This window comes from Pelosinus baikalensis (assembly GCF_020819555.1).
In the GTDB taxonomy this organism is placed as follows: domain Bacteria; phylum Bacillota; class Negativicutes; order DSM-13327; family DSM-13327; genus Pelosinus; species Pelosinus baikalensis.
Window position 1 is genome coordinate 81,979 of sequence record NZ_JAJHJB010000011.1, and the last position, 13,463, is coordinate 95,441.

12 protein-coding genes are annotated in these 13,463 nt (G+C 40.8%); all 12 read right to left on the reverse strand.

The window, feature by feature from the left end; all coding sequences use genetic code 11:
* Position 1: 1 nt before the first annotated feature.
* The 12 genes from hutI to LMF89_RS10185 all read right to left on the reverse strand — a co-directional run bounded on the left by hutI (position 2) and on the right by LMF89_RS10185 (position 13,374).
* A complete protein-coding gene (gene hutI / locus LMF89_RS10130) occupies positions 2–1,285 on the reverse strand; it encodes an imidazolonepropionase (protein ID WP_229534956.1) in 1,284 nt (427 codons plus the stop codon).
* Between the two features lie 35 nt (positions 1,286–1,320).
* Positions 1,321–3,348 carry a urocanate hydratase gene (gene hutU / locus LMF89_RS10135; RefSeq protein WP_229534957.1) on the reverse strand — a complete coding sequence of 676 codons (2,028 nt, stop codon included), beginning with the start codon at positions 3,346–3,348 and terminating at the stop codon, positions 1,321–1,323.
* 167 nt (positions 3,349–3,515) lie between these two features.
* Positions 3,516–4,526: a formimidoylglutamase gene (gene hutG / locus LMF89_RS10140; RefSeq protein ID WP_229534958.1), complete on the reverse strand. Its 1,011-nt coding sequence runs from the start codon at positions 4,524–4,526 to the stop codon at positions 3,516–3,518.
* A gap of 47 nt (positions 4,527–4,573) precedes the next feature.
* Complete coding sequence (locus LMF89_RS10145) at positions 4,574–6,241, reverse strand: formate--tetrahydrofolate ligase (RefSeq protein WP_229534959.1); 1,668 nt, start codon at positions 6,239–6,241, stop codon at positions 4,574–4,576.
* Positions 6,242–6,263: 22 nt separating this feature from the next.
* The gene (locus tag LMF89_RS10150; RefSeq protein ID WP_229534960.1) at positions 6,264–6,602 is read right to left on the reverse strand and encodes a diguanylate cyclase; all 339 of its coding nucleotides are present in this window, start codon (positions 6,600–6,602) and stop codon (positions 6,264–6,266) included.
* 294 nt (positions 6,603–6,896) lie between these two features.
* The gene (locus LMF89_RS10155; RefSeq protein ID WP_007955304.1) at positions 6,897–7,097 is read right to left on the reverse strand and encodes a DUF1657 domain-containing protein; all 201 of its coding nucleotides are present in this window, start codon (positions 7,095–7,097) and stop codon (positions 6,897–6,899) included.
* A 28-nt stretch (positions 7,098–7,125) separates the two neighbouring features.
* On the reverse strand, positions 7,126–7,479 hold the full coding sequence (spoVAE, locus tag LMF89_RS10160; protein ID WP_007935233.1) for a stage V sporulation protein AE: 354 nt from the start codon (positions 7,477–7,479) through the stop codon (positions 7,126–7,128).
* Positions 7,480–7,496: 17 nt separating this feature from the next.
* A complete protein-coding gene (gene spoVAD, locus LMF89_RS10165) occupies positions 7,497–8,498 on the reverse strand; it encodes a stage V sporulation protein AD (protein WP_229534961.1) in 1,002 nt (333 codons plus the stop codon).
* Complete coding sequence (spoVAC, locus tag LMF89_RS10170; RefSeq protein ID WP_229534962.1) at positions 8,499–8,978, reverse strand: stage V sporulation protein AC; 480 nt, start codon at positions 8,976–8,978, stop codon at positions 8,499–8,501.
* 12 nt (positions 8,979–8,990) lie between these two features.
* Positions 8,991–9,851, reverse strand: coding sequence for a DUF421 domain-containing protein (locus LMF89_RS10175; protein WP_229534963.1), 861 nt, complete (start codon positions 9,849–9,851; stop codon positions 8,991–8,993).
* Positions 9,852–9,865: 14 nt separating this feature from the next.
* Positions 9,866–10,072, reverse strand: a complete 207-nt coding sequence (locus tag LMF89_RS10180; protein WP_229534964.1) for a DUF1657 domain-containing protein — start codon at positions 10,070–10,072, stop codon at positions 9,866–9,868.
* A 215-nt stretch (positions 10,073–10,287) separates the two neighbouring features.
* Complete coding sequence (locus tag LMF89_RS10185; RefSeq protein ID WP_229534965.1) at positions 10,288–13,374, reverse strand: ATP-binding protein; 3,087 nt, start codon at positions 13,372–13,374, stop codon at positions 10,288–10,290.
* Positions 13,375–13,463 lie beyond the last annotated feature (89 nt).

A 13,463-nucleotide genomic window follows, 5' to 3' on the forward strand; every position in this document is an offset into this window, starting at 1 on the left:
CTTATTTATTACCTCCCAAATTACTATATCGTTTATCCACAACCACTTGCCCTTTCTTAATAACCCGGTCGACGATATCCATCCCAGCATGATAACTCAAGAATGAATAAGATGGATATTTCAGTATAACAATATCAGCTTGCTTTCCAGGTTCTAACGTACCAATACGATCCGCTCTTCCAACGGCAGCTGCACCATTTAGCGTCAACGCCGTCAGAATTTCTGCTGGCGATAACGTAAGCTGGATAGCGGCCAATGCAATCAGCATGGGAATCGAATGACTAAAACAGCTTCCTGGATTATAGTCGGTTGCTAGTGCAAGTGCTCCGCCATTGTCAATGATCCATCTGGCTCTGGCATATTTTTCCCTCAGACAAAATGCCGTTATTGGCAACACTGTCGCCACTACACCTCGCGCCGCCATGTCAGCAATCCCCTTATCCGATGCCTGCAGCAAATGATCAGCAGAAACAGCCCCAAGTTCTGCTGCAAGCTCTGCTCCGCCAAAGGATACAATCTCATCAGCATGGATTTTTCTTTTCAATCCTAAACCACCTGCGGCCTGTAGAATCTTTCGCGTCTGATCGACTGAGAATACGCCTTTTTCGCAGAATACATCGCAAAACTCTGCAATTGACTGCTCTGCCACTGCCGGCAGAAGGCTTTCCACAATGAATGTGACATAGTCATCTTCTCGCCCACGATATTCAGGAGGCACGGCATGGGCTCCCATAAAAGTGGGTACAACCTCGACAGCATGATCAGTATTTAAATTTCCCATAGCTTTTAATTGCATAAGTTCCGTATCGAAATCCAATCCATAACCGCTCTTGCCTTCCACGGTAGTAACGCCCATGGCTAGCATGTCATCTAACCGCCTCGACGCAGTCTCAACCATTGCCTCATATCCCATAGACTGAGTGGCTTTGACGGTATTTAAAATACCACCGCCACGCTCTAAAATCTCCAAATAAGGCGTTCCGCTAAGGCGCCAGAAAAATTCTTCTGGACGATAGCCGCCAAACACAAAATGTGTATGAGAATCTACAAACCCTGGAATGACACTGCACCCTGTCGCATCAATAATCGTTAAATTTTCATGGGAAATCTCGGGCAAATCAGCAGTTGTACCCACCCATTCGATCATTCCATCTTTTGCCAATAATGCACCGTCAGTGATTCTCTCCAAGCGGTTCATACCGGTTCCCTTTCTTGCCGTTGTCCCTGTGCTGGTGACAATCTCTGCTGCATGTTTAATTAACAATATACTACCTTCACTATGCAAAGCATCTCCCCCTTTAGCACTTTTTTTGTACAAAACTATTGAAACGCTGCAGTGACAATTTTTTCGATCAGTTCTTCCGTTGGTATATAAGGAATCGTCACATGAGCTTTGCCTGCATAATCGCGGTTAAATTCAATAATGGTTTCAATTGAATGTTCATTTCTTGCCCATGATCGACGGGCTACACCCCCAATGACATCCCATAACATGGCCGATCGCAAAATTTTATCGACCCGCTCACTACCATCTAACACCATACCAAAGCCGCCATTGATTGATTTACCGATCCCCACACCACCACCATTATGCAATGCTACCAGGCTCATTCCTCTGGCAGCATTTCCGGCAAAACATTGTACTGCCATATCTGCCATCACATTGCTGCCATCCTTGATATTCGACGTTTCGCGAAAGGGTGAGTCCGTACCGCTGACATCGTGATGATCACGCCCTAGCATGACCGGACCAATCTCACCACGGCGCACCATTTCATTAAAACGTAATGCAATACTCTTACGACCTTCTGCATCCTGATATAAAATGCGCGCCTGGGTTCCTACAACCAACTCATGTTTTTGGGCATCACGAATCCAAATATAATTATCCCTATCCTGGCCGCGCCGTTCAGGATTAATGCATTGCATCGCCGCTTGGTCAGTTTTATGTAAATCTTCCGGTTTGCCGCTTAAGCAAACCCAACGGAATGGACCATAGCCGTAATCAAACAATTGTGGTCCCATGATATCTTCCACATAAGAGGGAAAAATAAAGCCATCTTTTTCATCATGTCCGTTTTTAGCAATTTCTGTAACCCCTGAATCATAAATTGCCTTCAAAAATGCATTTCCGTAATCAAAGAAATAGGTCCCCTGTTCTACCAGTTCTTTTATTAATATAAAATGACGCTGCAAGCTCTTGTTAACCAATTCATGAAATTTGCTGCGATTGTCAGTCAAAAGTGCGGTCCGCTCCTCAAAGGTCAACCCCTGTGGACAATAGCCACCGTCATAGGCCGCATGGCAGGAGGTTTGATCAGACAATAAGTCAATATGTTTATGGTTGGCTACTGCATATTCCAGCAAATCTACAATATTGCCATGATAGGCTATGGATAATGCTTTACCCGCAGCCTGATATTCTTCTGCCATCTTGAATACTTCCTCAATATTATCGCTGCATTTTCCAACCCATCCTTGTTCTAAACGTGTCTGAATGCGTGAGAAGTCTACCTCAGCAATAATGCCCACTGCACCAGCAATTTCTATTGCTTTTGGCTGCGCACCGCTCATACCACCCAATCCGGAGGAAACAAACAACTTCCCATGCAGATCATCGTGAGGCGCAACGCCCAATTTAATCCTACCTGCCGTTAATAAGGTGTTAAAAGTTCCATGAACAATGCCTTGTGGACCAATATACATCCAGCCGCCCGCTGTCATCTGTCCATAGTTGGCAACCCCCATCTGTTCGGCAACTTCCCAGTCATCCTGATTATCAAACATCCCCACCATCAGAGCATTGGTGATAATTACCCTGGGTGCTTCAGGTTTTGAGGGGAACAATCCCAGGGGATGTCCTGACTCTACAACTAGTGTTTGATCTTGCGTCATAACTTCCAAATATTTTTTAATCAATTGATATTGCATCCAATTTTGGCATACGCTTCCTGTTTCTCCATAAGTGACCATTTCATAAGGATAAAGAGCAACATCATGATCCAGGTTATTATCAATCATGACTTGAAATGCCTTACCTTCAATGCAGTTACCTTTATATTCATCTAATGGTTTACCGTAAATAGTTTCCTTCGGCATATACCGATAACCATAAATCCGCCCATATGTTTTTAGTTCTTCCATAAACTCCCTCGCCAAATGGCTATGCAACTCCTCAGGAATATACCGTAGAGCATTTTTCAATGCAACTTTACTTTGTTCAATACTTAATCGAAAACCTCTATCCGGTGCCCTGCGCACGCCCGCCTTAAATATCGGCGGCTCTGGTAATGCATCGTCCAGCTTAATCGTCATGGCACAGGTAATCTCTTTATTATCGATCTTCATCGTCATATCCCCTTCCACAAAAATAGTATTAAAACATCTATAAAATAATTAATCAAATATATTTTATTTATAATAATCTTTATATTCTGATTATAATGCGCCTACTGTCAAAATATCGTCAAAAGAATGCCCAGCATCGTCAAATTATACACCAAATATCTTCACTGTCACCTAGCCACCCCTTTCAGTCGGCAAAGAGTATCAACTACAGCAAAAATGATCACTTTGGCCAGGCTCGCAGTTGCCCTGTCATGATCAAACCGCGGTGATACTTCTGCAATGTCAAATCCAACAACTTTCTGTGTGCGAAGTATATGCTTTAAATACTTCAGCACCATCTCCGGATGCAGCCCCAAGGGCTGTGGTGCGCTGACTCCAGGAGCAAAAGAAGAAGAAAATACATCTGCACAAATCGTTACGTAAAGATTGGGTATCGACTGCATAAAAGAATCGAGCTTTTCCAGGATATGTTCTTCATATTGCATGGAAATATCACCTGCTAATAAATAACCTGCTCCTAATTGTTGGGCCGTTTTAAACAATTCAAGTGTATTGCTGCTGCGCTGGATGCCCAGGCAAAAATAATGGAATACTTCTCCCCATTTGCAAGCATCTTCGGCAATCTGCCGAAACATCGTCCCAGAATTCCCTTCCCCAATAAATGGTCGAAGGTCAAAGTGTGCATCAAAATTTAAAATACCCAGATCACATTTGCCATCTTTCTGTCGCAGAAAATCCGCTTGTCCCCGGAAATGTCCCAAAGCAGTTTCATGACCTCCTCCCATAACCAGAGGAAACAGTCCGGCTTGACGGAGATAAAGAACTGCTTGTTCTAGCGCCATCTGGCTTTTCATTAACTCTCCATCTGCACAGGTAATGTTTCCTGCATCAAACACCAACACCTCTGAAGAAAAAGAACAGGGTAAATTGGCAAGTTCACGTCGTATCCCCTCCGGTCCTGAAGAAGCACCTTGACGTCCGTTATTTCTCCGTATACCCTCATCACAGCAAAATCCCAACAAAGCAAATCCCAATTTACCCGTGAATTTAAATAATGGCTGGCGTAAATCCAACGGTTTTACCCATTGGTGCCACCGAAAAGCATCATAATTTTCCCTGCTGTCAATCCGCCCCTGCCATATTGTAAAATCCGCTGTCTCGTATCTATCCTGAAACATACTTATCCTCCTGCTCAGTCTTATCTATTAGTCTACGGCTCGTAGGCTTAAAATAATCCAGTAATTTTACCATCATTATCAATATCCATTATTTCTGCAGCAGGTTTTTTAGGAAGTCCTGGCATTGTCATGATATCGCCGGTAATCACCACCAGAAATCCAGCACCTGCAGCTATACGTATTTCTCTAACTATCATGGTAAATGCCTTTGGACGGCCAATCTTTGTTGCATCATCGGACAAAGAATATTGCGTCTTAGCAATACAAACCGGTGTCTTATCAAAGCCTAGCGCCCTTAACTCCTGAATGGTCTTTTCGGCTGCCTTGCTATAATTGACGGTTTCAGCACCATAAATTTCTTTGGCAATCACGCTAATTTTCTCTTTCACAGGCAGCGTTTCATCATATAAAAATCTAACAGGTTTAGGTTCTTTAAACATGTCAAGAAGCTGCTCAGCTAGTTCCATTCCTCCAGCACCGCCCTCGGCCCATACTTTTGAAATCGCCACTGTAACACCAATTGCCTTGCACTGCTCCCTGACAAATGACAGTTCTTCTTCTGTATCAGTTGGAAAAGCATTGATGGCAACCACCGTAGGAACATTAAACTTATGCATATTTTCAATATGTTTTTTTAGATTTTCCATTCCTTGTCCCAGCGCCTGCTGGTTGACTTTTGTCAATTCTGTCTTAGCAATACCGCCGTGTGCCTTAAGTGCCCTTACCGTGGCAACCAGCACCACCGCATCAGGCATAAATCCGGAAAAACGGCATTTAATGTCAATAAACTTCTCCGCCCCCAAGTCAGCGCCAAAGCCAGCCTCAGTAATCAATATATCAGATAGTTTTAACGCAAACTTGGATGCCATTACACTATTGCATCCATGAGCGATATTGGCAAAGGGCCCTCCATGTACAAAAGCCGGTGTGTGTTCAAGTGTTTGCACCAAATTGGGTTTAATGGCATCTTTGAATAAGAGTGTTAGCGCACCAGCAGCTTTTAAATCCTTTGCCGTAATGGGTTGATTGTCATAGGTATAGCCAACAATGATCTTGCTAATTCGTTGCTTCATATCATCTAGATCTTTCGCTAAACACAAAATCGCCATTAATTCCGATGCAACGGTGATGTCAAATCCACTTTCCCTTGGTACTCCATTGGCCTTTCCACCTATCCCAAGCACAATATGACGTAATGTCCGGTCATTAAGGTCGATTACTCTTCGCCAAGTAACGCGACGCGGATCAATGCCCAGTACATTGCCATGTTGGATATGATTATCAATGATTGCTGACAGTAAGTTATGCGCCGTGGTCACAGCATGAATATCACCAGTAAAATGCAAATTGATATCTTCCATTGGCACAATCTGCGCATATCCACCGCCAGCTGCACCGCCCTTCATGCCAAAACAAGGTCCCAATGACGGTTCCCTCAAGGCAATCATCGCCTTTTTTCCCAGCCTTCGAAAGGCATCTCCTAATCCAACAGTCGTCGTTGTTTTCCCCTCACCAGCTGCTGTCGGATTGATAGCGCTGACTAATACCAGTTTCCCATTGGGACGCTGTTTCATTTTTTCCCACGCCACCAGCGAAATTTTGGCTTTGTATTTTCCATACTGCTCAATATCGTCTTCACTTAAGCCAAGATCAGCCGCAATTTGGGTAATTGGCTGCATTTTTGCCTCCTGGGCAATTTCCACATCACTTTTCATTACAATCACCTCATCAAAAAATTTAACGTCTTACATAATGGGGCATTTCAGCTGGGATCACCATAGATAATTCCACCAGACCCGCATATTCCCCATTCTGATACCATGGCGTTTGATAAACCAGCTTTTTTACGCCGTTTTTCTCAATGGTATAACTATTGGCAGTTTTGGTTTCGATAATCTCCGTGATTTTTTTACAGGCACGGTCAGAATGAATATCTGCTACATTTTTCCCAACCAAAGTCTTACCACCATATTTTTCAAAAGTTTGAACCGAGGAATCATTCATTTCTATAATTTTGCCAGTTTTATCTGTAACGGTAATTGCAAAAGGCAATTCCTTTACCCATCCTGTAGACATATGCTTTCCCCTCCCCCTCTTAAAGTTGTTCTGCTTATATGAATTCTACAAAAAGCAATGTCTAAATATCGTCAAATAGTAGTGACACTTTTTATCTTACTATTACAAATAAAAAAAAGTGGCGAATAGCCACCTTTTTATTTGTGTCATTGGTTTTCTTTAGTTGGATAACTAGTTAATAATTCTACAAGGAAGTGTTAGAATGAAGTTTATAAATAGCAAATCACATAAAGATAAAAGCTGAATTGGTTTCTTCAGCTTTTATTCAAGATGGACTTTCCCATTAATCACTTGCTATTTGTATTGAGGTTCTTGCTTTTCAATGTATTTTTGCCTTCCCTTCAATGTATCAATAGCATTGTCAAGGGTTGTTGCTAATTGCTCAAATGTTTGTTTTGCTTGCGGATCCTGAGTTTCCATAGAAAATGTTTTCATGCTGGATGCAGCAGATTGAATAGTTGCAATAGCCTGATTCATTTGAGTACCTACCGTCATTTTTCTCACCCCCTTTTCAGAAATTTTTTTATCCTTTGGGTTTACATAGTAAAGCTGACAAAAATCCAAATATAATCGCTGCTGAAATACCTGAACTGGTGATTTTAAAAATACCCGTCAATACCCCAATAATACCAGTCTTTTCTGCCTCTTGAAGAGCGCCTTTTACCAATTGGTTGCCAAAGCTACTTATCGGAACGGATGCTCCAGCTCCAGCGAATTTTACTAAATCATCATATAAACCAAATCCTCCTAAAACAGCTCCAGACACTACTAATGTAACCATTGTATGTGCAGGAGTTAGTTTTAGCCCGTCCATGAGGAGCTGTCCAATCACACATATAGCCCCACCAACAATAAACGCCAAAATAAATTTTTCCAAACCTGGTGCCTCCTATTTTACATTTCTATGGATACTGCATGAGCAACGCACGGTATAGTTTCCTTTTGCTGGTAAGACATGGGGGACAATAAAGCACCTGTGGCTATAACCAGAATTCGATTCAGTTCTCCTTTTCGCATACGATTTAAAAGATGCCCAAAGGTTGTTGTCGCAGCACAGGCACAACCACTGCCTCCTGCAAAAACTGGCTGATTTTCCTTATACATCAAAATACCGCAGTCGGTCAATTTTTCTACAGGGATATCAAGTCCATGCTGTTTAAGCAAATCTCCTGCAATTGGGTGACCTACCCTACCCAAGTCTCCGGTGGCAATCAGGTCATATTGTAATGGGGATATGTTTAAATCCCTAAAGTGGGCTTCAATGGTGTCAACTGCAGCAGGAGCCATAGCTGCCCCCATGTTAAAGGGGTCAGAAAGCCCCATGTCTATTACACGCCCAATAGTAGATGCTACGATGCGCGGTCCTTCACCTTGCCTCGCAATAACTGCAGCACCTGCTCCCGTCACAGTCCACTGTGCAGTGGGTGGCTTTTGCGCGCCATATTCTGTAGGGTAACGGTATTGTTTTTCACTAGCTGCGTTATGGCTAGATGTGCCAACAAGTGCATTCTGTGCGAAACCACTATCAATAATAAGAGATGCTAAAGAAAGACCTTCCATAGAACTAGAGCATGCTCCATAAATCCCCAAGTAAGGAACAGCAAGGGCACGTGCAGTAAAGCTGCTGGGGATAATCTGATTCATTAGATCACCGCTGAGAAAAAACTGGATATCCTCTTTCTTAAGTCCTGATTTTTTAATTGCAGTCTCACAAGCCTGTTCCAAAAGTTTTTTTTCTGCTTGTTCATAACTGTCTTGTCCAAGCCATATATCGCCATGAAGCATGTCAAAATCCTTTGCTAGGTTGCCTTGTGCCTCAAAAGGTCCGCCTATAGCCGCAGATCCAATAATTACTGGTTTGGATTGAAAAACCCATGTTTGATGACCTTGCAACATTTACATTCCACCTAACGACTTAATCATTACACTTATAATAGCAACAATAAAAGCAGAAAAGACTCCAAATACAATGACTGGTCCTGCGATTTTAAACATATTGCCTCCAACACCTAATACAAACCCCTCACTTTTATGATCAAGAGAAGCTGATGCGATAGTATTTGCAAATCCTGTAACTGGAACCGAACTTCCCGCACCAGCCCATTGAGCAATATGATCATATACTCCAAAGCTTGTGAGTAACACTGAAATCATAATTAAAACCGCAACGGTAGGATCTCCTGCTGTCTTTTCATCAAAATTGAAATAATTTATGAAAAACCACTGTATTCCCTGACCTATTGTACAAATAATTCCTCCGCCAATAAAAGCTCGTACGCAATTTGATAGTATGGGACGCTGTGGTTCCCTTGCACGAGCAAAGTCTTGGTACTGCTGCTGCACCGGAGTGAGATTCTTTCTTTTAATACTTGACAATAAAATCCACCTCTATCGTAATAAATATGGCTTGAGTTTTTCCATAAGTTGTTCTAACTTTTCAGCATGCTCCGAATACATCTTTCGAGCTGCTTCATTTTTTGTCTCCAGCGAAAAGCTCATGAGATCAGCCTGACTTTTTTCAAAATTTGCATAGAGCATTTCCTTAACTTTAGGCTGCGGTATTTGTATAGAGTCGTCAAACAAATCTAGGTATAAATCCCCAGATGAATCTACTTGTCCGATGAAAACATTATCGATGGATACTCCTATGGTTTCCAATTGAATCTCTAGCCATTCTCTATTAAAGCCTAAAGAAAACAGGGATTCGTTTAGCATATTGCCATCTAGTATAACAGTCTGTGGTTCCGTCAGTGGTGCCAATTTCATTCCTAAATCGTAGGAAGATACAGGCTTTTTATGGGATTTCATAAATACATTTATGTCTCCGGTATCCTCCATTACAGCAAATTCTACATCTGCTAAACTGAAAGCATTTTTGGAGCGAAGTTCTCGCAGCAGTTCCTCTGCTGTTAGTCTTGTTTGTAGGAGATTTTCTTCCATGATCTTCCCATGCTTAATTAACACAGTTTCTTTTCCGCTGACAATGTCATGGATCCACTTGCTTTTTAGAGATAAATAATCCAATGCTATAGGAAATAATATCCAAACACTAAGAGCAATAAATCCAAAGGTAAGATTTGCAATTAAATTTAAGGACATTATTGCAGCAATTACTGCAGCTACAATGTAACTTACAAATCTAAAAGGCGTCATTCGGACAATATTTCTTTTTCCCATTAATCTGATCAAAATCAACATTAAAAAGAATAATGAAACTGAGCTCAGTAATATCTGTATCCATGTTTGCATTTTTAATCTCCTGACTAATTTCCTTTATATTGTGGCTCTTGATATTCCAAAACTTTTATTCTTTCCTCAAGATCGTTGATAATTTGCGCTGTAGTTTCTAACGTTTCATTGTAAACTAATTTGCTTTCTTTATCCCTCGTCTGTAGCGCATATAGTCTTAATGTTCCTTGATTACCTTTTAGAGTGGCTAATGTTTTTTTTATCTGAGAAGCAACTGTCATATCCATTACCTCCATCTTCCCTACTAGTATTACTCTTATTCTAATTATTATTCAGTAAGTTATGATTCGTCCCCAAAAAGAAGGGTTGTTAGAGACGAATCATAGCTATTAATTAAAATGACGGTGCTAAAATTGGTTATTCAGTGGAAGTCCCAAGGGTGCCGCTACCAGCGCAGCCGTATAGCATCATCGAAACAGCCAAAGCCCACGGTCTATTACCTTTTGCTGCTATATTCATCCATCATATCTTCCAAAGATTTCAGTTCAACCACCATACCCATTTTATAAAAAACTTTTCGAGCCTGCTGATAATATTCTACCGCAGGCAAAGGCAAATCATCTTCAAATACTTCTGCTACTTTTGCGTCATCTTTCATCAACAGTTTTATTTCTGCTTGGGTACGAAAGATTAGTCCATTTTGATATTGATCATTGTATTTTTTTAAGAAGTCCTTCGCCTGCTCAAAATATTTTCTTGCTTCATAAGGACGATGCTGCCTGACAGCAATCAATGCCAGTACACAATTGAGTGTACAATAACCACGCAAACACCAATAGCCTTTTTGATCGCCAAACACTTCTGCCACCGACAAAGCCTCCGTAAGATATGCAATAGCCTTTGCATAATTATTGATTTGAAAGGCTGTATAACCAGCATTAATATAAAATAAGGCTACTCCTTCGCTAATATTTTTACGTCCAGCTATTCTAGCAGCTTGCTCATAGTGATGTAAAGCTGCTTGATAATCGGAACTCTCTCGTCTTAAATCACCAATATAATTTTGGGCTGCTGCAATGGTAAAAGCATAAAAACGATTGCGAGTTGCCAACTTCTTAAATAGTGCCAATGATTGTCTGTAATAATTCTCCGCTTCTTGATTTTGCCCTTTGAGCGCGCAGGCAATTCCTAAAAATCTTAAAGCTGTCGCTTTTTTATCCGGAAGTTCATCATTTTCCGTCAAATGCAACAACTTGAGGGCAAATTCCTGGATCAAATATGCCCTCCGAGTTTGAATACCGCAATAAATAATTTGCTGATACCCTTTGATTTGATACTCTCTAAGTTTTTGCACTGAAGCTAAGCGCAGCATTTGGTGAATTAGTTTCAATCCCAGCAGGTGTTCTCCCCGCCAGATATGATAGCGACCAGACATTTCCCAGTAAGCAGCTTTATAAGCATCCAATCGTTTATCTGCTATTTTGGGATGGACTAATAAATCCAGCAATTCCTTTATTTTCTCCAGATATGTGGTAATCTGGCTCCGACTTTCCCGAAAATCAACATATCCCGTTGGGTAATAACGATTCAGTTCCGGAAACATTTCATACTGGGGACAAAAATATTTTTCGGATAATTTAATAGTATAATCCAACATTTTCAACTTTTCATCGGCATTTGTGTAATGGTATAAAATATGTTCATAAACATCTTTGCTTTGCATGCCATCTTGCAGCTGCTGATCTAAATAGGATGCCGCTTGCTTATGAAACATCCGTTGTCTGATTGTTGACATTTGATTATATACGTAATTACGAATCTGCAAATTATAAAACTTATAGACCGACCCGCCTCTATCTGAATCCAAATCTTCCATCAGTAGTTGTTTTTGTTGTAATTCCTCTAGCACTTCCACCAATTCAAATTCATTGATTCTAGAAATAGCCTGCAGCACCTCGTAATTCACATTATTAAAGAAAACGGATGCAATCTCTAAAATTTTTCTGGCATTATCAGAAACATTGCCAGTACGTTCTTTTAATACGCTGTTCAATCGGATTGAGCCGTGGCTAATATCTCTGCCAGCTGCAATTAAATTTAGACATTCAATCAAAAACAGCGCATTGCCGCCTGTATAGTCGTATAGCCTAGACTGCATCTCCTTACTAATGCCAGGCAGACGTAAAACAGACAGTTTCATTACGTCTTGCGCACTGAACCGACCAATTTCTAAGTGTTCCAACATATTGCTGCGTTCAAATTCTTCCATGGTTTTGTCAATCTGCTGTAAATACTCTGCATGACAGGTCGCTATACAGATTATATTTTTTCCATGAATGCGCAATACCTGCCACAGCAGTAGCCACCCTTGCTTATCCATCCAATGAATGTCTTCAATCAATAGTATGGTTTTCTTCAAATTAGCAGCTTTACCTAAAACCTCACACATAATTTCTTCAACCATGGTTGCACTGAATTTATAAGCATCTACCGTTATTTCTTTATGTAACAGTGTTTCACTTATTTTCGTCGTTGGAAAAACATAAGCAATTACCTGTTGCCAAAGGAGTGGCAAATGAACATCGGCTTGCATTAAACAGCTCATTACCTGTAAAAAGATATTGTTCCATGCCTTATACACATATTCAAATTCAGCCTGATAGCATTGGGTACGAAAAATATTACTATGCTTTATTGGAATACTTGAAAAAAGTTGTTCAATAATTGCCGATTTGCCAACACCTTGATCTCCCTGCAGCAATATCATCTGCTTACTATGGCCCTTTTGATAGAAGTCATCCAGCCATAGGCGCAATTGCAGTAATTCTTTTTCCCTTCCGAAAAATCTCTGGTTACTAACTACCCCTTCTTCAATGGTTCTGCTGCTTTTCCGGTCCTTAATCCGCCTGTAGAGTTCCTGGGTCTTAGCACTAGGCAGCAAAGACAAATCCTGTGCCATTTTTCTCTCAAGATCTTGATAGATTTCCACTGCTTTATAAGAGTCTTCTTTTTCATAGATTTTCATCAATACCCGATAGGCACTTTCGTTATATGCATCCATCCCAATCAATTGCTTTAAATATTTCTTGGCTGACGTATACTCTTTTTGGTTTATTAGCTTTATGATATATTTAGTCAAATACTTTATACTATCGATCCTAAACTGCTCGCGTTTTTCGGTAACCCATTCATCAAAACTGGCTGCATCTTTACAATAAAAACCACCTAAAAACTCACCAGAATTTTTTTCTAAAAATTTTACAATATCAGTTACCGTCAATAGCTCCAAATCTGTCGCTGCCACTATATCTGGATTTAATACAATCTTTGCCCGGGATGAAGTAATCAGTAAATCCACTGAAAACATTTTTCTCAACAGATACACCGTATTGCGTAAATTTCGTTTCGCGGCATGATCTCCCATATCCCCCCAGAGCAGTGCTGCCAAACCCTCTCGTGTAGCTTCACCAGTAACCAAAAGATAGTACAACAAGGCTTCCATTTTTGCAAAAGGGAATATCATTTTTTGATCATTCCAATAAACTGCTGGTTTTTCAAATAATACTGCATGTAATTTAGCCACCTACTCATCCCCTCTTGAAAAAACTTGCTATAATCAACTATATTATACTGAATTTTCTTGTAATTGCCTACATTATCCTGCAAAGTAAG